Origin of the sequence: Paenibacillus sp. J53TS2 (assembly GCF_018403305.1) — a bacterium.
Classification (GTDB): domain Bacteria; phylum Bacillota; class Bacilli; order Paenibacillales; family Paenibacillaceae; genus Fontibacillus; species Fontibacillus rhizolycopersici.
The window spans coordinates 331316-352589 of record NZ_BOSK01000005.1; the positions used below are offsets into that span (position 1 = coordinate 331316).

The 21274-nt window shown below is 53.3% G+C and carries 16 protein-coding genes; 12 read left to right on the forward strand and 4 right to left on the reverse strand.

The window, feature by feature from the left end:
* The first annotated feature begins 98 nt into the window (after positions 1 to 98).
* The 6 genes from KJS42_RS13775 to KJS42_RS13800 all read left to right on the forward strand — a co-directional run bounded on the left by KJS42_RS13775 (position 99) and on the right by KJS42_RS13800 (position 6071).
* Positions 99 to 1070, forward strand: a complete 972-nt coding sequence (locus tag KJS42_RS13775) for a phosphotransferase (RefSeq protein ID WP_213623182.1) — start codon at positions 99 to 101, stop codon at positions 1068 to 1070.
* Between the two features lie 277 nt (positions 1071 to 1347).
* Positions 1348 to 2346 (forward strand): glycosyltransferase, encoded by a 999-nt coding sequence (locus tag KJS42_RS13780; protein ID WP_213623183.1) that lies wholly within the window; start codon positions 1348 to 1350, stop codon positions 2344 to 2346.
* Complete coding sequence (locus KJS42_RS13785) at positions 2343 to 3113, forward strand: GNAT family N-acetyltransferase (protein ID WP_213623184.1); 771 nt, start codon at positions 2343 to 2345, stop codon at positions 3111 to 3113. The genes KJS42_RS13780 and KJS42_RS13785 overlap by 4 nt, the downstream gene beginning before the upstream one ends.
* A gap of 154 nt (positions 3114 to 3267) precedes the next feature.
* Positions 3268 to 3741, forward strand: a complete 474-nt coding sequence (locus KJS42_RS13790; protein WP_213623185.1) for an RDD family protein — start codon at positions 3268 to 3270, stop codon at positions 3739 to 3741.
* Between the two features lie 95 nt (positions 3742 to 3836).
* Positions 3837 to 4739 carry a polysaccharide deacetylase family protein gene (locus KJS42_RS13795; protein ID WP_213623186.1) on the forward strand — a complete coding sequence of 301 codons (903 nt, stop codon included), beginning with the start codon at positions 3837 to 3839 and terminating at the stop codon, positions 4737 to 4739.
* 36 nt (positions 4740 to 4775) lie between these two features.
* Positions 4776 to 6071, forward strand: a complete 1296-nt coding sequence (locus KJS42_RS13800; protein ID WP_213623187.1) for an MFS transporter — start codon at positions 4776 to 4778, stop codon at positions 6069 to 6071.
* A 22-nt stretch (positions 6072 to 6093) separates the two neighbouring features.
* On the opposite strand, the gene KJS42_RS13805 is transcribed toward KJS42_RS13800, so the two are convergent.
* A complete protein-coding gene (locus KJS42_RS13805; protein WP_213623188.1) occupies positions 6094 to 7821 on the reverse strand; it encodes a putative bifunctional diguanylate cyclase/phosphodiesterase in 1728 nt (575 codons plus the stop codon).
* A 370-nt stretch (positions 7822 to 8191) separates the two neighbouring features.
* Between KJS42_RS13805 and KJS42_RS13810 the strand changes: the two genes are divergently transcribed.
* Positions 8192 to 9673: a glutamate synthase subunit beta gene (locus KJS42_RS13810; RefSeq protein WP_155606781.1), complete on the forward strand. Its 1482-nt coding sequence runs from the start codon at positions 8192 to 8194 to the stop codon at positions 9671 to 9673.
* 73 nt (positions 9674 to 9746) lie between these two features.
* Here KJS42_RS13810 and KJS42_RS13815 read toward each other — a convergent pair whose 3' ends face one another.
* A complete protein-coding gene (locus KJS42_RS13815; protein WP_213623189.1) occupies positions 9747 to 10733 on the reverse strand; it encodes a LuxR family transcriptional regulator in 987 nt (328 codons plus the stop codon).
* Positions 10734 to 11069: 336 nt separating this feature from the next.
* Here KJS42_RS13815 and KJS42_RS13820 point away from each other — a divergent pair, with 336 nt between their 5' ends.
* Entirely contained in the window at positions 11070 to 12221 is a 1152-nt protein-coding gene (locus KJS42_RS13820) for an HD-GYP domain-containing protein (RefSeq protein WP_155606780.1), read from the forward strand.
* 99 nt (positions 12222 to 12320) lie between these two features.
* Here KJS42_RS13820 and KJS42_RS13825 read toward each other — a convergent pair whose 3' ends face one another.
* Entirely contained in the window at positions 12321 to 12479 is a 159-nt protein-coding gene (locus tag KJS42_RS13825) for a hypothetical protein (RefSeq protein ID WP_155606779.1), read from the reverse strand.
* A 240-nt stretch (positions 12480 to 12719) separates the two neighbouring features.
* Here KJS42_RS13825 and KJS42_RS13830 point away from each other — a divergent pair, with 240 nt between their 5' ends.
* Both KJS42_RS13830 and KJS42_RS13835 read left to right on the forward strand, forming a co-directional pair.
* On the forward strand, positions 12720 to 13526 hold the full coding sequence (locus tag KJS42_RS13830; RefSeq protein WP_155606778.1) for a formate/nitrite transporter family protein: 807 nt from the start codon (positions 12720 to 12722) through the stop codon (positions 13524 to 13526).
* 175 nt (positions 13527 to 13701) lie between these two features.
* Positions 13702 to 16746: an EAL domain-containing protein gene (locus KJS42_RS13835; protein ID WP_213623190.1), complete on the forward strand. Its 3045-nt coding sequence runs from the start codon at positions 13702 to 13704 to the stop codon at positions 16744 to 16746.
* A gap of 64 nt (positions 16747 to 16810) precedes the next feature.
* Here the strand turns inward: KJS42_RS13835 and KJS42_RS13840 are convergent, their stop codons facing one another.
* Positions 16811 to 18010: an ROK family transcriptional regulator gene (locus KJS42_RS13840; RefSeq protein WP_213623191.1), complete on the reverse strand. Its 1200-nt coding sequence runs from the start codon at positions 18008 to 18010 to the stop codon at positions 16811 to 16813.
* Between the two features lie 239 nt (positions 18011 to 18249).
* Here KJS42_RS13840 and xylA point away from each other — a divergent pair, with 239 nt between their 5' ends.
* A complete protein-coding gene (xylA, locus tag KJS42_RS13845) occupies positions 18250 to 19566 on the forward strand; it encodes a xylose isomerase (protein WP_193416783.1) in 1317 nt (438 codons plus the stop codon).
* Positions 19567 to 19674: 108 nt separating this feature from the next.
* A complete protein-coding gene (gene xylB / locus KJS42_RS13850) occupies positions 19675 to 21171 on the forward strand; it encodes a xylulokinase (protein ID WP_213623192.1) in 1497 nt (498 codons plus the stop codon).
* Positions 21172 to 21274 lie beyond the last annotated feature (103 nt).

Genomic DNA, 21274 nt, shown 5'->3' on the forward strand with positions numbered 1-21274 from the left:
TTTTTTCGCCCACAACCCCGTTCCAAGACAGTAGATTGACAATCTTTTCAAAATTTATGTACCATTAAGGTCAAACTAGGGAGCGGGAAGGATAGCGAATGCGGAACTTGGGTGAAGCAGTCAAAGCAGATGGAACGCTGGACGATAACCGGATATGGCGCAGGGAACCGATGTATCAAGGGATGAACGGGCGATGGGTGGAGCGGTTCTATACCCATCCGGAGCACAGCTATATCTTCAAGCCGCTCACGAACGGCGAATCGGTGGATCGGGAGGCGTGGGTGAACCGGAACATTCTGGCGAAACTCCCCGAGATTACGGCACCCAAGCTGTTGGCGGCCTCCCTGGAAGGGAAAGGAACCCAGGGATGGACGATCTTCGAGGATTTGGGGCCGCTGAGACATTCCTACCGGCTAGAGTATGCTCAAGTGGCGGCCAGACAGCTGGCCCGCCTACACGCCGCACCGGCGGAACAATGGCCGGGCATAACGGCCCAAGGCCCCAAGCCGGGCATTGAGGTCATTGCCGCTGATGTGCTGCGACGGCGGGACGAGGCACTGGCCGTCCTTGGCGGGCAGGGACTGCCGATTCAATGGCTCGACTGGGAGATCGTCCCGGCGGTTCGGGACGGGTACGGCTTCAACGTCAGGCGGCAGGTGTTGTCGCATGGCGACCTGCATCTGGGGAACTATGCCGTGACGAAGGAAGGGGGCGTGGTTCTGCTCGATTGGGAGCACACGCATCGGAATCTCCCCTACTGGGATCTGTACCACCTCATCGACATGTCGCACCCGCGGTTTCCAAAGGCGATGCCAGTCGAGGATCGGGTGAAGCTGCTTGAGACTTATATGGACGAAGCGGACAAGCAAGGCACGCCATGGGCGAGGGAGGTATTGGTCCGGGAGTATGCCTGGTTCGCTGCGATCTTTTCCCTATGGATGCTGCTGTTGGTCGAAAGCGACTTGCGGCGGGGAGGCGGCGTTTGGACGAAGGAAGGACTGCTGCGGCAGCGGGAAGAGACGGCGAAAGGCTTGACTGGATGTTTGGAACTGCTGGAGAACCATGGGTAATATAAGAACACTTACGATCTGCTAACGGACCGTAGTGACCTTATCGACTCATTTCCCGAATATTTCCCGGAGTAACGGACTTGTAAGCCGCTATTTGGGCTACAAAGAGGTGTTTTTGCCGGATTTGCCTACAATAAGGTCTCTCAAGTCCGTTAAAACCTCGTAGTCCCGGATTCGTAGCCAATAACGTCCCTCAAGTCCGTTAGCGGTTGACGAAGCAAGACATGACGTGGCAATCCATCCACTACAAGACAATATAAACTAGAGGCGGGATCCTATGAAGAAAGTCGGTTTAGTGATGCGAAAAATCCAGTTCGCGGAAGCCCAAGGCCCACGTGTGTTTGCGGAGCGGTTGCGCGATATCGGCCGTGAACTTGGCGTGGACGTTGTATTTATCTCCCCGGAACGCCATGTCAGCGGGCATGATTGGCTTCCCGGCTACGAGCACGAGAAAGGCGATCTGGTCAATTACGATGTCGTATTGGACCAAATCCATGCGCACCAAATCGAGCATGTGATTTATACGGTCTCCGGTTTTACTTTTCTGAAAATGTTCCTCCCGAACAGCGTACTGTTCCCGCATAGTTTCCCTGACCCTGCGTTAACCGGATACGAAATGATGAAGCCTTTCTACGGAATCGTGGACAAGGCGATCGTGCAAACGGAGTTTTTGCGACGACAGTTGAACGACGTGTTCGGAGTAAGTGATGTGGATGTGATCCCCATCGGATTTAACGAATCGCTGGCGGAGCGTCATTTTGACCCGACAGCCGTCGTCGATAACCGGGTATTGTGGATCGGACGCGATGAAGAGAACCGGCGGCCGGATCTGGTGCTGGAGTACGCGCGGCAAAATCCGGACAAAGATGTCGTGATGGTGTTCGGCGGGGAGCGTTACAAGGAAAGTATGAAAAAATACGACATCCCGTTTAATGTCACCTTGCAGTTCGCGTTAAGCCAGGACGAGGTGTTTGCGTTGATGAACTCGGCCAAGGTGTACTGGAGTTGCTCTAAATTCGATACCTTTGCCATGCCGCTGACCGAAGCGCTGGCAATGGGCAAAATCGTCGTCAAGCCGGAGCATCCTTGCTACGGGCATATTAGCTCCCGCCATGCCTTTGCGGGCAATGAGAAGAACTGGTTCGAGCTGGTGAATATGGCGGCGGCCTCGCCGCAGAAATATTCCGCCGACAACCGGGAATACGCGTTTTCGAAGTTTTCGGCTACAGTGATGAAGCAAGGATACGAGCGATTCTTTGGGGAGTGGTTGAAATGAAACGTTTATCTGTGGGGCCTGAGCTTGCCAGCGCGATAGAGCAGTTGGCAGCGAGCGGGTGGCCACCGAGCGAACTCGAGTCACTTGGCACCTGGAGGCTGAGGGCCAACGGCGGTGTTACGACGCGGGCGAACAGCGTGCTGGCGGCGGGGCCGTTTCCGGAGGGCGAGTGGTTGGAGGGAGTTGAGCGTTTTTACCGGGAGCGTGGACTTCCACCGTGTTTTCATGTCAGCGACTCCTCGCCCAAAGAACTGGAAGGGCTCCTTGCTGCGGCCGGTTACGAAGTTTCGATGAATTGTCTGTTGCTGGCAGCCTCCATCAAGGAGGTGCTTCAGCGCTCCACAGCTTACGAGATTGGCGAAGCAAAAGTTACTTTGACCGCACAGCCGGAGGAGCCTTGGATGAATGATTTCCTGCGGATGGAAGGATTTCCGGAGGAACGGCGGGCCGGGTATTTGGCGATCTTCAAGGCCATGCCGAAGTCCAAGACGTTTGCCGCCATTTATGAGGCGGGAAAGCCGATGGGAGTGGCCACCGTGGTGATCGAGGAAGGCTGGGCGGGAATCAGCAACGTTGTCGTCGACTCGCGTCATCGCCGCAAAGGCGTTGCTGGCCGTCTACTGCAGGCGTTGGCGTCATGGGCGGCCGAGCACGGCGCGGAAGGCATGTACTTGCAAGTGTTGGCGGGTAATGCGCCGGCGTTGGAGCTTTACGGCAAGCTGGGCTTTGAGACGATTTCGGGCTATCATTACCGAATTCGCAAATAGCAGGAAGCGAGGGCGACCTAACAAGGGTCGCCTTTTTTTGCGTCGGGAGGAATAATTTGGGGATATCGCGAAATTTACTATCCAGGGAACTAGAGGCTGGGTTTCTTACATAAACATGGAGTAGACGTATCGGCCAAAGAAAGGATTGGAATGCATGGCACAAACACTGCTGTACCAATACGGCCCTGACCATTTTGAGCCGTCATCGCCGGAAGGTGAGGCGCGGAGGGAAATGATTTACCGAGATCCCAATCCGGTGTATGTCGGTTTCTGGAGAAGGCTGCTCGCTTATTTCATTGATGGGCTGATATTGACAGTGATCGATTGGATCCTCCCTTTCTCCGACTTCATGCAAAGGCTGCTTGATCTGCTGTACTTCGTGATCCTGCCGGCCACCTCTTGGCAAGGAACGATCGGGAAACTGGCGGTAGGAGCGAAGATCGTGGATGGGGAGGGAGAACGAATCTCCATTTTGCGATCCATTGGTCGATATTTTTCGCAGTTCTTATCGGCATTGCTCTTGTTCATTGGTTTCCTCATGATTGCTTTCAGCGCGGAGAAGCGTGGCCTGCACGATTGGATTTGTAATACGTTCGTGCTGAATCGGGACTCGGAGTTGTATCCGTAAACCAAAGGGCGGCCGATGATCGGCCTCATGAGTTATGTAAGCGTTTTATTCCGGGAACGGAAAAAGCTATTTGCTAAAACGGAGGGGGAAGACAGATGACACTGGCAGAGCGATTGGGGTATGGGCGGGACACCAAATTGTTAATCGTCAATGCGGACGATTTTGGGATGTGCCATGCGGAGAACACGGCGATTATCCAACTGCTGCAGGAAGGTGCGGTTTCCTCGGCTACGGTCATGGTCCCTTGCGCCTGGGCTAAGGAAGCTGCGGCCTGGAGCGTCGCCAATCCAGAATACGACGTAGGGGTGCATTTGACGTTCACCAGTGAATGGAACGGTTATAAATGGGGACCGATCACCCGCGATGGAGACGTGCGAACGCTGGTTACGGAGGAAGGTTATTTTCCCAAAGACGTGGCCCGCTTCGAATTGCAGGCGAGTCGCCCTCAGGTGCGCTTGGAGATGATCAATCAGGTGGAGACCGCGCTGGCGTTAGGCCTCGCGCCTACGCATCTCGACAACCACATGGGCAGTTTATACGGGTTGGCAACGGGTCAACATTTCCTCGACGTAACGTTCGAAATTTGCGCCGATTACGGTCTGCCGTTCCGTTTGCCACGCTCGTTGCCGCAGGTAGGCAAACTGCCGCCGGAGGCTGCTGCCTTAGCCCGCCAGGTCACCGAGCTGGCCGACCGGATGGGCGTCATCCTTCTCGACGATCTGATCGGGCTGCCGTTCGGCAAGCAGCCGGGTGAAACGTACGAAAGCTACAAGCGGGAGATGATCGCCGTTCTTAAAGCGCTGCGCCCCGGTGTATCCGAAATCATCATACATCCTGCGCTGGCAACGGAGGAGCTGAAGGCCATCCATTCCGAGTGGGAAAAAAGACAGTGGGATTTTCAGCTTTTCCGCGATCCGGAGATCAAGGCGGTTCTGGCGGAAGAGCACATCGAATTGATCCGCTGGAAGGATCTGCAGCAGTTGCAACAGCGGCCCTAGAACAGGACGGATTTCAAAAATAAGGAGGTGGGGCGGATGATACGTCATGTGAAGCAGGGCAAGCGGTCGGAGATTCATAAGGTGGCCTATAGTTCGGGGAATCTGGCGGTAAATTTGATGTCGCAGGCCTTTGCCACCTATCTCGTTTACTATTATGTCGACGTGCTGGGCGTCCGCCCGGCCTTAATCAGCTTGGCGATGGTGTTCCACGGCGTGCTTAATGCCTTGCTTAATCCGCTGTTTGGCCATTTGTCCGATCGGACCCGCACACGGTTCGGCAGACGGCTCCCTTATATCGGGTTCGGCCTGGTTCCACTGGCCGCAGCCTTTGCGCTGTTATGGACGCCTCCGGCGGATGAAGGTGCGGCTTTTCCCTATTTTATAGGAACCGTAATGCTGTATGATGCGTTGTTCGTGTTAGTGGTGCTGAACTACTCCGCATTGTTCCCGGAGATGTTCCAAAGCATCAAGGACCGGGCTTACGTATCCTCCTGGCGGCAGATGTTGGGCATCGTCGGCATGATCGTGGGTGTGGCGATTCCGCCGCTCCTCTATTCGCAAATCGGCTGGGGTGCAATGGGGGGCATATTCGCAGCGTTGTCGGCCGTTTTCCTGGCCTTGTCCCTTTGGGGCAGCCGGGAAAATCCCGATGCATCCCGCACAACGTTCCGCTTGACCACGGCGGTTCGGCATACGTTGGGGAACCGTGCGTTTGTCCTGTATGTGATCGGTAGTTTTCTGGTGCAGTTCACGTTTGCCCTGCTGCCGGCCGGCATACCGTTTTACACCAAATACGTGTTGGGCCGTGAGGAAAGCTTTAACACCCTGCTGTTAGGGGCGATTTTTCTATCTGCCATTCCGTGCGTATTCCTGTGGGGACGATTAACAGCCAAATACGGAGCGCGGCAGGGTATTCTGATCGCTGTTGCTTGCTATGCGTCCGCCCTGCTGCCGTTTGGCTGGGTTACGAAGGAGGGCGGCGCGATTGCCACCGCAGTTGCCGTGGGGATTGGATTAGCCGGGCTGCTGGTGCTGCTTGATGTCATGTTGTCCGAGGTGATCGACGAGGATGAACGGCGTACCGGCGCACGCCGGGAAGGTATGTACTTCGGCATGAACGGATTTATCGTGAGGTGGGGCGTTTCGCTGCAGGCTGCCTGCATGGGGCTCATCCTGGAGGCAAGCGGGTATGAAGCCGGCTTAAAAGAACAGCCGGCATCGGCCGCGATCGGCATCCGATGGATGCTCAGCGGGATACCGGCTGCGGCGCTGCTGCTGGCGTTGCTGTTTTTTTACTTGTACCCTTTGGGCAAGCGGCAGTCAAGGTCGTAGTCACTTGATACCGTGGCGGCCATTAACTAGACTTCAACAATCCCTCTATCGCTTCAGCGTTCAGCGGTCGACTGTAGTAGTAACCTTGAATCTGATCGCAGCCGTTTTGCTGCAGGAATTCGAACTGGGCTTTCGTCTCGACGCCTTCGGCCAGCACGGTCATGCCCAGCGATTTCCCAAGCTGGATGATGGAACGAAGCAGGGAATTGTCGCGTTCCGAGCATGGCGTTTCCTGCACAAAGGTGCGGTCTATTTTTAGCACCTGAACGGGCAGCGACTTCAAGTAATGGATGGAAGAGTAACCGGTCCCGAAATCGTCCACGGACAGCGAAATGCCGCGTTTCTGCAAGGCGGTTAAGGTATCCCTGATCAGCACGTGCTCGTTCAGCAGCGATTCGGTCACTTCGAGCTCCAGAAATTGTGGAGCGAGCTCCGTTTCGGCTAGCACCTGTTCAACCGTACGCAAAAAGTGCGGATGTCTGAATTGTACCGCCGAGACGTTGACGGACATCGGCAGCTGAGGAAGCCCGGCCTCCTGCCATCGTTTGTTCACCCTGCAGGCTTCAAGCAGAACCCATTTGCCCAATTCAACTATAAACCCATTGTCTTCGGCGATCGGGATAAAAGTGACCGGCGGAATGTATCCCTGCACGGGGTCGTTCCAACGGATCAGCGCCTCAAAGCCGGTCAGCTTCTCGGTGACCGCATCGATTTTGGGCTGGAAATGCAGCTCGAACTGCCCTGACGCCAAAGCTCGAATCATCTTCTTCTCTAAAGTCAACTGGGCCATTAGGCGGTCCATCAAGTAATAATCAAAGTAGTGCGGGCCTTCCAGCGCTTCCTTCTTCGCTTCCTTCATCGCCATTTCGGCATGTTGCAGCAATTGATTTACGTCGGACCCGTCATCGGGGTAGAGACTGATCCCCATCCCCAAACCGACATGGAACGTTTCACCGGAAAGGGTATAAGGCTCCTTTAGCGCGTCATTCAAATCAAGTGCAAGTGTATGTATATACAAGGGATCGGACACGTTTGATACCAGCACGAAAAATTCATCCGCAAAGTTGCGGCACATCGGCGTTCCTTCTGGAAAGGCACGGCCCAATCTTTCGGCGACCTGCCGAAGCAGCTCATTGCCGTCGCATTCGCCATAGCTCTCGTTGATATGCCGGAACCGATTCAGATTGATGCACATGACCGCCGCCATTGTATTCTCGGCTTGGGCAGAACGAAGCTCGGCGTGCATGAGTTCCTTGAAACGATTGGAATTCAACAGGCGGGTGACCGGATCAAAATGGGACAGCTGGCGAAGTCGTTCTGTTGATGCCTGCTGTTGCTCCACTTCTTGGGTCACATCGAACTGAAGTCCGATGAAATAGAGAGGGTGGCCCTCTGAATCCAGTATGGGGCTGATGACGAACTGGTTCCAGTAAGTACTGCCGTCCTTCTTGTAGTTCTTGATTCTTACTGTAGCCGATTCGATCTCCTTTACCGCTTTCCGTATAACGTCGAGATGTTCTTTGTTGGTCTCTTCTCCCTGAAGAAAACGGAGATTCCGCCGCAAGACTTCCTCACGATTATACCCGGTAAGATGTTCGAACCCTTGATTTACGTAAACGAGAGGGTTGTCCTCGAGATTAGGATCTGTGATGGCCAAGCCGACGCCCATCCGATCAATGGCGCGAAGCAGGGCCGAGGCAGTGAGCATGGATTCTGGTCGGAATGGGGAGCTAGCCTGGTCGTCTTCCACGAAATAAAAGCCTCCTCGAAATGAACCGCTTGAGATGTAGTTAACCGACGATGTCCGTCATACGGGAGCGTCCGATCAAAGCCAAAGCTTATAACCCCATCATACATGCGGCATAGTGCCGCTGGCAATCGGTTTTTCGAAAAGACACGACAATCGTCGCATGCCCATATGCCTAGATAAGTAATTTTTTTTCACGATGGTGATCTTCTTCATTCTGAACGGTCTGGTCACGGTGATAACATGGGCTTATTTAAATGCAATGCGTAAAGTTGCAGCTGTACATTTCATTGCTTTATAGCGATAACGCGAGAGGACGATGGTAGTTCCGGTTCATGCAAAAACGAGCGTCATTTAGATCAGGAGGTTGGAGATGGGAAAGGCTACCGGTTTTTTGGAATACCGTCGAGAGGTACCGGGCGAGATTCGGCCACAAGAGCGTATCGGCTCTTGGCAGGAATTCGTCGTACCGCTGGAGGAGGAGAAGCTGAGAATGCAGGGCGCGCGATGCATGGACTGCGGGACTCCGTTCTGTCATGCAGGACAGCTGCTGTCGGGAATGGCTTCCGGCTGCCCGGCGCATAACTTGATTCCGGAATGGAATGATCTTGTGTACCGCGGCAGTTGGAAGGAAGCGCTAAAACGACTGCAAAAGACGAGCAATTTCCCCGAGTTTACCAGCCGGGTCTGCCCGGCGCCGTGCGAAGGAGCGTGTACCGTTGGCAAGAGCGGTCAGCCCGTGACGATCAAAAGCATTGAAAGGGCCATTATCGACCACGGATTCGAGGAAGGCTGGATACGGCCTCGGGTCCCTGCCGCATCCACCGGTAAGAAGGTGGCGGTCGTGGGATCCGGTCCTGCAGGGCTGGCCTGTGCGGATCAATTGAACAAAGCTGGGCATGCCGTGACCGTGTACGAAAGGGCGGATCGCATCGGCGGGCTGTTGATGTACGGCATCCCGAACATGAAGCTTGATAAGCAAATCGTTCAGCGCCGCGTTAATTTGCTTGCCGCCGAAGGGATTCGCTTCGTCACCGGGGTCGAGATCGGCGAGGAGCTTCCGGCCGACCGGCTGCGGACGGAGTTTGACGCCGTGGTGCTGTGCTGCGGGGCGACGCAAGCCCGGGAGATGAAGATCGAAGGCCGGGAATTGAACGGCGTTCATCAAGCCATGGAGTTTTTGTCCCGGAATACCCAAAGTCTATTGGATTCGGGGCTTCAGGATGGCAACTTCCTATCGGCTAAAGATAAGCATGTCGTGGTTATCGGCGGCGGAGACACGGGAACCGACTGCGTCGCTACGGCCATCCGTCAAGGCTGTAAGAGTGTGACTCAACTGGAAATCATGCCGAAGCTTCCGCTGTCCCGGGGGCAGGATAATCCGTGGCCAGAGTGGCCGAAGGTGCAAAAGACGGATTACGGGCAGGCAGAGGCGGCCGAGATGTTCGGACAGGATCCCCGCAGGTATGAAACCTCGACGAAATCGCTGCAGGGGAATGAACAGGGCCAAATAACCGGAGTCCATACGGTCCGCGTGGAGTGGAACCAGGTAGACGGGCGCTGGATACCGGTGGAAACTCCGGGAAGCGAGCAGGTTCTTCCTGCCGATCTGGTGTTGTTAGCATTAGGATTTGCAGGTCCGGAGGCGGTCCTACCCGAGCAACTCGGCCTGGATCAGGATGAACGCACGAACGTGAAAGCGGAACTTGGCGATTTTCGAACGAATGTAAAGGGCGTATTTGCCGCCGGAGATATGCGGAGAGGTCAAAGTCTTGTTGTTTGGGCGATGTATGAGGGGCGGCTCGCCGCCCGCGAGGTCGACCGATATTTGATGGGCAGCACCATGCTGCCGTAACTTTATATCGTTTTACACTTTACGCCGTCCGAATCGGACGGTTTTTTTTCGAAATAGGACCCCCATTGGCGGTTTAATCCATCAACAACTTGAGCAGCTGTGTCCGGTTGCTAGCGCCTACCTTTTGAAATATGGACCGCATATGCTTCTTGATCGTGACTTCACTAAGGAAGAGGCGTGAGGCGATGTCGCGATTGGTCAACCCTTCGGCGGCCAGAGCGGCAACCTCCTTCTCACGATGGGTCAAATCCGTACGGGCGTAAATCGCGGCCTCTGGTTTCGTCATCGGCATCTTCTCCGGCGTTAGACCGAATGTTATCGCTTCAGGATGTCTCTGATCGCCGTCATCTCGTAAGCTGGGGAAGACCACTTCCCCGTTATTATGCCCGCTAAGCCATGAGGCCAGCATCAGGGGTAAACCGTCGGTTTGTTTCCAGATGCGGTAGATCTGCTCTGGCTCAACGATGCCGCAGGTCCGCAGATAGGCGACAACGCTGTTAAAATCCAGATTCGTGAGCGGCATCCGATAGATGGATCGTTTCCAGAAGGGACTTTCCGTCCATTGACTGGACAGTGGGTTTCGGCCGGAAATGACGCAAAGGCAGCGGTCTTTGATTTGCGGGATATAAAAATCGCGAAACCAATCATCCATCGGTTCTAGAAGCTCATACGTATCGATAAATAAGAACGCAGGACCAAGTTTGGATCGTTTCTGGATGGCATCGATGGAGGCTCTGATGATAAAGTCAGGATCGGAAAGGGAGGAGAGGGAGTCCAATAAATCAAGCTGGTACAGGACTTGCCTGCTGAAATCTTCCGGTACGGTTCTGATTTTCGCGGCGTCGATGGCGATAACGGTAGCTCCTAACCTGGTGGCTTGTTTTTGAAACTCCTCAGCCAACGCGCTTTTTCCTACGCCAGCCGAGCCGTAGATATTAAGGATTCGTTCCATATTGGAGTAGTGCTTTAGATATACGGAAAAGATCTCCGACTCCCACTCTCGTCCTAGCAATCGAGGGAGTTGTTCCAAGTCCTCGTACTCATGAAATGTCAAATTCATAGTTCTTCATCCCCCCTCACCAACTTCAAATTTTCGCTATTATTATTTAGAATATCGTTGAAATGTAAGATAGAATAGTGACTTTTTGTATAGTAATGTCGAAAGACCCTTTTACAAAGTATACTTTGGGGTAATGTCTCAATTGCTGCCGTCATGATAAATTTTATTTTGTCGAATAGGAAATTTCTGTGGTCTGGACTACAATTCTTGAATTATTATAGGAAGATAGGAAGAAAACGATGATTAGGCCGAAAGGCGCAGTTAATAGACCATGACATAGGGCGAAGGCGTTCGTCATAACTAGCTGATCTGCAATAAGGATGAGGTGATGATGTCATGAGACAGGTTCATGTCAGAATGCTCGAACCAGGCGACGTTTTAGCCGAGCCTATACTAAATCAACACGGGATGACCATGCTAGGAGCGGGAACCGCGTTAACCGAAGGCCATATCGTACGCCTTAAGAAGTTGGGGATTCAAACGGCCATGATTGGCAAGAAAGAACCGGTCGGTTCCTTCCGCGATGAAGACATCCAGGGGACAAGCCCCATCATGAAGTTTCAGGATCTCAAAGAGAAACGCGAGGCGCGCAAGCAAATCCGGCAAATGCTGGTTCGTTTGGCCGATTCCGACTTGGGTTTTGGGCGACCGTCCACCCCGCAGTTGGACGAACAATTTCGCCGCATGTTCCGGAACATTTTATACGAAATCACAAGCCATGAGCAAGTGTTGGATGGCTTGATCCGCCTGCAACAAAGCGATCCCTACTTGCTTGAGCATTCCTTTCACGTGACAGCGTATTCGGCTATTCTTGGCATCGCGGGTCAATACTCCGGGGCGGAAATGATCGATCTCTGCGTCGGCGCGTTATTATTCGATATCGGAATGACCGAATTGCCAGCCCACACGATCCGGCGAAACGGCAGCTTGACCGGAGCCGACCGTGAGGCGCTGCGTCGGCATCCGGAGGCGGGCTTCCAAATCATTTGCGATATGGAAGGCGTATCGAGACGTTCGGCCCTATGCGCATTGCAGCATCATGAGCGGTATAACGGGGCGGGATATCCCTCCCGACTGAAACATCACGAAATTGATGAATACGCGCAAATCGTCGCCATTGCCGATACCTACCATGCCTTGATCTCACGGCGGAACTACCGTCTGGCCTATACTCCGGGAGAAGCGATTGAATATTTGCTGGCTGCTGGAGATCGTTATTTCAGCCTGGAACTCATTCAAACTTATCTGCGCAATATCAGCATTTATCCTCTTTCCTCCGTAGTGAAGCTCAGCAACGGCCAACTCGGCATCGTATCCTCTCTGGATTCCAGCCTGGTGCATCGTCCGGTGGTTAAGATCATCCGCGAAGCAGACGGTTCAAACGTAAGATCGCCTTATGAAGTGGACCTCATGCGTAAAACGGATTTGGTGATTACTGAAATGATGGAGTCTAGCGGGGAAGACTTGCAGATGTCTGTAAGGGTCTAACCCCATCTGGGCTTCATGGAATTCGTGTTCATGCAAAAAGCGCGAGCTTGGGAAGCTTTCCCTAAGCACGCGCTTATTTTTATGTGAACCCTATCTATTCTATTGACTGACGTCGGTGAACTCGGACTGCATCATTTCCAGCTTGCGGATAATTTCCTTTTGCCACTGTAGGTCGCCTAATTGGGCGGCAAGATTGAGCAGATCCAAGTAGTCATCGATGTTCAGCCTTGTCTTTCTGCGGGCGGATAGCAATCTCATGGGCGTTCGTCTCCTCTTGGCCGTTTTCGGTGATAAACCGGAGTGATCTCGAAGATAATAATGATAATCATTATCAAATGAGTCTTTTTTTATTATGCACAATTTCGTACCCCTTGTAAATAGCGGCGAGACCGTTTAATCTAAAATTTGAATGAATTGGCACATTGCCGGATGGCAATGGCTAACAACGGATAAGCTAAATGAACACGAATAACAGAACAGAGAACAATGGGAGGCGTTATGGAGACAGAATCACTGTTGAAAGTCGAGGAGCTGGCGCTCAAGAAGTATAAAATTTTTATGCAAAGCCATCTCCGCTATATTGCTAGAGCCATGCTGGCGAGTATGTTTATCGGTTTTGGGGTGATCGTTGCTTTCAAGAGCGGGAACTACTTTTACCTAGAGCATTCGCCGCTGACCTATCCGATGGCCGCCATCACCTTTGGCGCTGCTATTATTCTGATCGCATACGGTGGCGGGGATTTGTTTACCGGGAATACATTTTATTATACATACGCCGCTTTAAGGAAGCGGCTGAAATGGCGCGACATCACGAAGTTATGGGTGTTCAGCTATATCGGTAACATCTTGGGAGCAGGGGCCTTCGCCTTATTAATCTATCTGACCGGCTTATTTGCCGATGCCTCGGTCAACACTTTCTTGTTAAGTGTGGTCGAACATAAAATGGCTACCCCGATCATGGAGTTGTTCTTCCGGGCGATTCTATGTAACTGGCTGGTATGTCTGGCGTTCTTTATCCCGATGGCCCTGCAAGGAGACGGGGCCAAAATGTTTGCCATGATGCTGTTCGTCTTCTGCTTCTTTATTTCCGGCTACGAGCACAGCATCGCCAATATGTGCACCTTTGCCATCGCTTTGGTACTGGATCACCCGGACACAATCTCGTTTGGCGGTGTCGTGCATAATCTGATTCCGGTAACGCTCGGCAATTTGGTTGGCGGAGTGCTGCTGATGGGCTTCATGTACTATTTCGCCAATAAACCGTATTTGGATGCGGAGGAAGCTTCCAAAACCCCGCATAAATAAACATATTTTCAAGGTAGGCGCCTCCGCTTTCGGAGGGGCCTATTTTTCTTGTCGATCCGGGTATTTTAGCCTATGGGTTCCAGCCTAACTATGATAAGATGAAACAAAATATGCATATTTTCGCGATTCGATGGGGGAACCCCACTCTTATCCTACCGTAAAGGGTGTATCGCTTATGAAGCGGGTCCGAATGTTGTTAATAGCAGGTATGCTCGTGTTTTCGATCATGGCGGGGTTAGGCGCTGCGACGGTCGAGGCGGAACGAAAGGTGGTTCGTTACCAGACGGAGCTGGACTATCCGCCCTATAAATTCAGCCAGAATGGGTTCGAAATGGGCTTCGATCTGGAATTGACTCATCTGATTTTTAAGGAGAGGGACTACACGCTGTTCTATTCCGCCTCCGATTGGAAGGAAGCTTATCAGGCGCTGGTTGGCGGTTCGGCGGATACGGCAGGTTTGATGGCAGTTCAGGAGAATCGGAAGCAGGATATTCTTTTTTCTAAACCGATCATGCAGACCTACATAGGCGTCTATGCCGGAGAGAGCTTTCAGGGCAGGCTGGGTACGGATCAATTGAATCAATATACCGTGGGGGTCGGCGCGGGTCAATATTCCGAGGAGATTCTGCAGTCGGAAGCCGGCGTAACGTCTTACCGTACATACCCTACCGTTGAAGCGGCCCTTATGGCTTTAAACCGGGGAGAAATCGACCTATTGTTTGAGAATGAGAACGTCGTCGATTATTTGATCGTGAAGCGGGAAATGACCGGTGAGGTTCATAAGGTATTGGAGGATCTGTATCCTCGGGATGTGGCTTATGGAGTCAGCAAAAAGACGCCGGAACTGGTCGATTACATCAACGGCCGAATGGATGAACTGAAGCGCTCGGGGGTCTATGAGGAGCTCTATCTGAAGTATTTTTTCACCCATTCGGAGTCTTTCTCGAACGCGATGCGGAATCGACTTATCCTTGTCGTCGGCTTGTTAGTCGGTGGAGTGGCAGCTAGTTATTGGCTAATCCGGGTCTACATCATCCGTTTGCGGCGCACGATTCATGGAGAACGGGGATTTTCCAAGGAAGTGCTGGATCATACCAATCTATTTATTTGGGCGGTGCAAAGCGACCGGACAACGGTGCGTTTCAATCGATATGCCGAATGGATTACAGGCATCCGGGAGGGAGAAGCAGTTGGACGTTCCTACATGGAGCATCTCCTGCTGCAGCATGCTTGCCGGGAGTTGATTCCGCTGTTGGACGAGGCGTTATCCCATCGCTTTGTTGATAACCGCGAGCTCAACCTGTTTTGCGCGAACCAAGGGAAAGCGAAGGCGTTTTTGTTCCGAACGGCGGTCATTCCCGGACTGCAGGGCGATCCGGACGTCTTCATCATGACCGGCGTGGACATCGAGGAGCGGAAGCAATTCGAGAATAAACTGCATCAAAGCTATCAGGAACTGGAGTCCGCCAATCTGGAGTTAACCGCCACCCAAGAGGAGTTAAAGGAGAACTACGATAAGCTGCTGGAAAACCAGGAGAGGCTGAGACGAAGTGAGGAACGCTATCGGCTGGTCGCTGAAGCCTCGAACGGCGGCATTTGGGAGTTGGATCTGGAACGAAATCGCCGGTACTACTCGCCAAGGTGGTTTGAGCTGCTTGGGTATAGTCAAGAGGACCCGATTAGCACCGAGAGGCTGGAACAGGTGATCCACCCCGACGATACCCCGAAAATTCAGCAGGAGATCACGGCACTGCAGGCAGGGGAAAAGGAAGTTTTCGAGTGCGAATACCGCCTGCTCTGTAAAGACGGGGAATACCGGTGGTTCCTGGGTCGGGGAAAAGCGCTGTTTAATGAACAGGGGCGCGCCTACCGGATGGTGGGCTCGAATATCGAGGTGCACCAATTGCGAATGTACCAACAGCGGATGCGGCATCTCGCTTATTACGACACGCTTAGCGATTTACCGAATCGGCTGTATTTGCTCGAAGAAATGGATGCCCTGGTTTCCAGGACGAACGCCAAAGCGGCCCTCTTTTTCGTGGATACCGACAATTTTAAGTATATCAATGATACGTTAGGTCATAAATTTGGCGACCGTCTGCTGATGCAAGCAAGCTCCCGCTTGACCTCCCTGATCGAGGATACGGGTATGTTATTTCGGTTGGGCGGGGACGAATTCGTGATTTTGCTGAAAGATGTGGAGAGGGAACAGGCGACAGCACTGGCGGACAAGCTGCTCCAGGGCTTCCGTGAGCCGTTCCGGATCGACGACAGCGATCTGTTCGTGTCGGTCAGCATCGGGATTTCGTTCTATCCGCAAGACGGCCGCACGCCGGAAGAAATCCTCAAGAACGCCGACGTGGCGATGTACGCAGCCAAAGAGGCGGGGAAAGGCAAATACGTCGTCTTCGATCCCGTATTTTTGCAAGCGTTTAATGAACGGGTACATTTGGAAAAAAACCTTCGGCAAGCCCTGACCCGGGGCGAGTTTACCATCCACTATCAGCCTCAACTCGGGGTGCGCGATGGCCATATTTGCGGCTTCGAGGCGCTGATTCGCTGGAACAGCCCGGAACTCGGTTACGTGTCGCCCTTATCTTTCATTAAGATCGCCGAGGACAGCCGCCTGATCGTACCGATCGGTGAATGGGTGCTGAAAGAGTCCTGCGCCTTCGCCAAACGTCTGGAGGACGATGGATTCGGGATGTACAAAATCGCCGTTAATATCTCGGTCGTTCAGCTTCTCGAAGAAGACTTCGTCAGCAGAGTTCTGCGCATCCTGCAGCAGACGGGGCTGGCACCCGTGTGTCTGGAGTTGGAGATTACCGAGTCCATGATTATGGAAACGGTGGATTCGCTTGTGCCTAAGCTGAACGAACTGAAAGCCTTAGGTATTCAAATCGCTTTAGACGATTTCGGCACGGGTTATTCGTCACTGGGATCATTGAAGCAGATGCCGATTACGACGCTGAAGGTGGACAGAACGTTCATCGAGCATTTGCCGGAGCAGGACGACAGCCGCTCCCTCGCCAAAGCGATCGTGCTCATCGGACGAAAAATGGGACTTCAGGTCGTCGCTGAAGGCGTGGAGACGGAGCAACAGATGCAGCATGTTCGGCGAGCCAAATGCGATATTATTCAAGGGTATTATATCAGTAAGCCGCTTCCGGAGGCCGGTATCCGCGAGTTGCTGCGAAGCTATCGGCCACAGATGATCTAACGCAACAAATAACCCGCAGGATCGTGAAGTAAACTCACGAATCCTGCGGGTTATTATCTATCGCTTAAATTCCGGCCGGCGTGTTGCCTTCCTGCGCTGGAACGGGATCCGGCTCGCTGAGGAACATGGTAATCGGCATGGATGCCGCGCCCAGCGCTGTAGAACGGATACCTAGATTGGCGAAGGCGACTCCGCTTTTCTTCCGGTGATAGGATAAGCTGCGGTTCTCGATGGTGCGCAACATGGCGTCTTGCAATAGGTCTCCGGCAAGCGACAGGCGGTTGCCGATCACGATCAGCTCCGGATTCAGGATGTTAACCAAATTGGCCAATCCCACGCCAAGCTGGGCGCCGATTTCATTCAGGAGCTGCACGGCCCGAGGTTCGCCGTCGCGAGCGAGCCGGATAATTTCCTCCAGATCGGGGTGCGAATCGTTCCACAGCTTGGCTGCCCGGTCGAGCAGCGCCTTCTCCGAGGCTAGCGTCTCCCAACAGCCGCGGTTGCCGCAGCGGCAGAGGGGACCGTTCTCGGCGACGGTCATGTGGCCAACCTCGCCGGAGAAATTCGACGTGCCTCGGTACAACTCGCCGCCAACGATGATACCGGAGCCGATACCAATGCCTATACTCAAGTAAATCAAATTTTGGGCCTCGCGGCCGGCGCCGTAAAGCTTCTCGCCAATGGCTCCGGCGTTGGCCTCGTTATCAATATGCAGATTGGTCCCTAATTCGGAGGCCAATGGATCGTACAGGTCCACCTGGTTCCAGTCCAGGTTGGGCGCCGATACAACGCGGCTCTTGTCGTCGACGAGCCCAGGCACCCCGATCCCGATCCCAACGATACCGTACGGGGATTCGGGGAGTTTTTTGCTAAACTGGCGGATCGTTTTGCGAATCTGTTCGACCACATGGTCCGGGGTGAAATCGGCGAGCGCAACCGTTTTTTCTAGCAGAACGTGGCCTTCCAGGTCGACGAGCACGGCCAGCAAATCATTTACGCGGATATCGATGCCGACCGCATAACCGGCGCTGCGGTTAAAGAGAAGCAGAGTAGGCTTGCGTCCGCCGCTAGATTCGCCGGGGCCGATCTCGGTGACAAGCTGGCTGTCGATCAATTCAGAGACGAGGGACGATACGGTCGCCTTGTTCAACCCAATCGCGGCGGAAATATCCGCGCGAGACAATGGCTGACGTTGACGGATCGTATCCAGGACGATGGTTTTATTCATTTTTTTGATGAGCTGCTGGTCGCCTGTGATTTTCATATAAACTCCCTCGTTATACCCATGCCTCTAGGCACGGTGAATGTATGTCTATACGCATCATAACATAAATGACCCGGGTTTAATCAATAACTTTGTTAGTTTACTAGACAAACTAAGTGGAACGTGATACGATCTAGGTGTAGAAAGCATGCTCCCGTGATCGGGTGGGCATGCTACTTATAATCCACAGGATGTAAAGGCTTACTTAAAATTTAATTTCTGGCTGGGAGGAATTAGTGGTGAGTTATTTTAAGAACATTAGCAAAATTCAGTATGAAGGCGCAGGTTCCAACAATCCGCTGGCATTTAAACATTATAACGAGAATGAAGTCATCCTCGGCAAATCGATGAAAGAGCACCTGCGTTTTGCAGTTGCTTACTGGCACACGCTGACGATGAACGGTAGCGACCCGTTCGGTCAAGGTAACATGATTCGTCCTTGGGAAACGGTAAGCGGCTTGGATCTTGCGAAAGCCCGCGTAGAAGTGAACTTTGAATTCCTGGAAAAGATCGGCGCTCCTTATTTCTGCTTCCATGACGTTGACGTTTCTCCGGAAGGCGCTACGCTGAAAGAATCGAACGAGAACCTGGACGTTATCGTTGCTAAAATCAAGGAAGGCATGAACCAAACCGGCGTGAAGTTGCTGTGGAACACAGCGAACATGTTCTCCAATCCGCGTTATGTACATGGCGCAGCAACAACTTCGAACGCAGACGTATTCGCTTATGCTGCGGCTCAAGTGAAGAAAGGTTTGGAAACGGCTCTTGAATTGGGCGCTGAAAACTATGTGTTCTGGGGCGGACGTGAAGGTTACGAATCCCTGTTGAACACGGATATGGGTCTGGAACTCGACAACCTGGCGAGATTCTTCCAAATGGCAATCGACTACGCGAAGGAAATCGGCTTCAAAGGCCAATTCTTGATCGAGCCGAAACCAAAAGAGCCAACCAAACACCAATACGACTTCGACGCAGCTACAACGATTGCGTTCCTGCAAAAATACGGCTTGCAAGACCACTTCAAACTTAACCTGGAAGCAAACCATGCGACGCTGGCTGGTCATACGTTCGAACATGAACTGCGCGTAGCTCGCATCAACAACATGTTGGGTTCGGTCGATGCCAACCAAGGCGATATGCTGTTGGGCTGGGATACCGACGAATTCCCAACTGACCTGTATTCCGTAACGCTGGCTATGTATGAAATCCTGCAAAACGGCGGCCTGGGCTCCGGCGGCGTCAACTTCGACGCGAAGGTAAGACGTAGCTCCTTCGAGCCGGAAGACCTGTTCTATGCTCATATTGCAGGGATGGATACCTTTGCGAAAGGCTTGAAAGTAGCCGGCAAAATGATCGAAGACAAGTTCATCGAGAACCTGTTGAATGATCGTTATGCCAGCTTCAAGACGGGAATTGGCGCGGATATCGTATCCGGCAAAGCCAACTTCAAAACACTGGAAGCTTATGCTTTGGAGCACAGCCATATCGTCAACAAGTCGAACCACCTCGAGCTGGTTAAAGCCCGCCTGAACGAATACATTTTCGGAACGAAATAAGATTCAAAAGTCGGCTTTTCACGCACAACTTTTTCAAAAAGGGACGCTTGCCGTCCCTTTTTGTGGTATAAAGCCCCTTTCGGGGACATGCGAAGGGAGAGTATCGCAATGAAGTATGTGATTGGCATCGATCTAGGGACCAGCTCGGTCAAGACGCTGCTCGTGAACCAAAACGGGGAGATCGCCGGGGAGGCGTCGGCTTCTTATCCGCTGATTCAAGAACGTCCCGGGTTCAGTGAGCAAGATCCCGAAGAATGGGTAAAAGGAACAATGACTTGCTTGAAGCAATTGCTGAAAGAGAGCGGCGTAGCGGCTGGAGACGTGGAGGGCGTATCCTTCTCCGGTCAAATGCACGGATTGGTCCTGCTGGATGAGCAGAACAATGTGTTGCGCAACGCCATCCTGTGGAACGATACACGGACGACCAAGCAATGTCGTGACATTGATGCAAAGCTGGGCAGCAAGCTGCTCGACATTACCCGCAACGCCGCGCTGGAAGGCTTCACGCTGCCGAAGATCCTCTGGGTTCAGGAGAATGAGCCGGAGCTGTTCGCTAAAGCTGCGCGGTTCGTGCTGCCGAAGGATTATTTGCGTTACCGCATGACCGGCCAAGTGCAAATGGAAATCTCCGATGCGGCGGGAACGTTGTTGCTTAACGTACCGGAAGGCCAGTGGAGCGAAGAGATCGCTGCAGCCTTCGGGCTTCCGGCTGGCTTCTGCCCGCCGCTCGTAGGCAGTACCGAGAACACCGGCTCGCTGCAGCCAGAGTTTGCCGCAGAGTCCGGTTTGTCGGCCGGCACGAAGGTATTCGGCGGCGGCGCCGATAACGCCTGCGGCGCGGTTGGCGCGGGCATCGTCCGCAAGGGCGACGCGCTTTGCAGCGTCGGCACATCCGGTGTCGTGTTGACGTACGAAGAAGACAAGAACAAGGATTTCGCCGGGAAGGTGCATTTCTTCAACCATGCGCATCCGGGTGCTTTTTACGCCATGGGCGTGACGCTGGCTGCAGGTTATTCCTTGAGCTGGTTCAAGGAATCGCTGGCGCCGGAGCTTAGCTTTGACGAGCTGCTGAAGCCGGTGGGCGATATCGCGCCGGGTTCGGAAGGGCTGCTGTTCACCCCGTATCTGGTTGGGGAACGTACGCCGCACGCGGACAGCGTGATCCGTGGCAGCTTCATCGGCCTGTCCGGCACGCATCGTCGGGAGCATTTGGCTCGCGCGGTGATGGAAGGGATCACCTTCTCGCTGCAGGAGTCGTTTGACCTGTTCGGCGCAGCCGGCATTGAGGTCGAACGCGTCATTTCCATCGGCGGCGGCGCGAAGAATCCGGTCTGGCTGCAAATGCAAGCGGATATCTTCGGTAACCCGGTTGTGGCGTTGAAGAACGAGCAAGGCCCGGCGATGGGTGCCGCGATGATGGCAGCTGTCGGCAGCGGCTGGTTCGGCAGCTTGAAGGAATGCGCCGACGCCTTTATCGGCTACGCCAAGACGTATGAGCCGATTCCGGCCAATGTGGAGAAGTACGCTCGCCTCTTCAAGCTTTACCAGCAAGTCTACGCGGCGACCCGTTCGCTGAACGAAGGGCTGCAGGAATTCCGCGGGTAAGATCCCGGCTCGGATCAATCCGCTATACATGAGAAGCGCCTGTTCCTATGAGGAACAGGCGTTTTAATTTTAGGAATGTTGCAGTACATGCAACATTTCAGCC

What these genes read in the sequence shown, in the direction of transcription:
- KJS42_RS13775 (WP_213623182.1), top strand. Translation starts at nt 99, where the DNA reads ATGCGGAACTTGGGTGAAGCAGTCAAAGCAGATGGAACGCTGGACGAT.
- KJS42_RS13780 (WP_213623183.1), top strand. Translation starts at nt 1,348, where the DNA reads ATGAAGAAAGTCGGTTTAGTGATGCGAAAAATCCAGTTCGCGGAAGCC.
- KJS42_RS13785 (WP_213623184.1), top strand. Translation starts at nt 2,343, where the DNA reads ATGAAACGTTTATCTGTGGGGCCTGAGCTTGCCAGCGCGATAGAGCAG.
- KJS42_RS13790 (WP_213623185.1), top strand. Translation starts at nt 3,268, where the DNA reads ATGGCACAAACACTGCTGTACCAATACGGCCCTGACCATTTTGAGCCG.
- KJS42_RS13795 (WP_213623186.1), top strand. Translation starts at nt 3,837, where the DNA reads ATGACACTGGCAGAGCGATTGGGGTATGGGCGGGACACCAAATTGTTA.
- KJS42_RS13800 (WP_213623187.1), top strand. Translation starts at nt 4,776, where the DNA reads ATGATACGTCATGTGAAGCAGGGCAAGCGGTCGGAGATTCATAAGGTG.
- KJS42_RS13810 (WP_155606781.1), top strand. Translation starts at nt 8,192, where the DNA reads ATGGGAAAGGCTACCGGTTTTTTGGAATACCGTCGAGAGGTACCGGGC.
- KJS42_RS13815 (WP_213623189.1), bottom strand. Translation starts at nt 10,733, where the DNA reads ATGAATTTGACATTTCATGAGTACGAGGACTTGGAACAACTCCCTCGA.
- KJS42_RS13820 (WP_155606780.1), top strand. Translation starts at nt 11,070, where the DNA reads ATGAGACAGGTTCATGTCAGAATGCTCGAACCAGGCGACGTTTTAGCC.
- KJS42_RS13825 (WP_155606779.1), bottom strand. Translation starts at nt 12,479, where the DNA reads ATGAGATTGCTATCCGCCCGCAGAAAGACAAGGCTGAACATCGATGAC.
- KJS42_RS13830 (WP_155606778.1), top strand. Translation starts at nt 12,720, where the DNA reads ATGGAGACAGAATCACTGTTGAAAGTCGAGGAGCTGGCGCTCAAGAAG.
- KJS42_RS13835 (WP_213623190.1), top strand. Translation starts at nt 13,702, where the DNA reads ATGAAGCGGGTCCGAATGTTGTTAATAGCAGGTATGCTCGTGTTTTCG.
- KJS42_RS13840 (WP_213623191.1), bottom strand. Translation starts at nt 18,010, where the DNA reads ATGAAAATCACAGGCGACCAGCAGCTCATCAAAAAAATGAATAAAACC.
- xylB (WP_213623192.1), top strand. Translation starts at nt 19,675, where the DNA reads ATGAAGTATGTGATTGGCATCGATCTAGGGACCAGCTCGGTCAAGACG.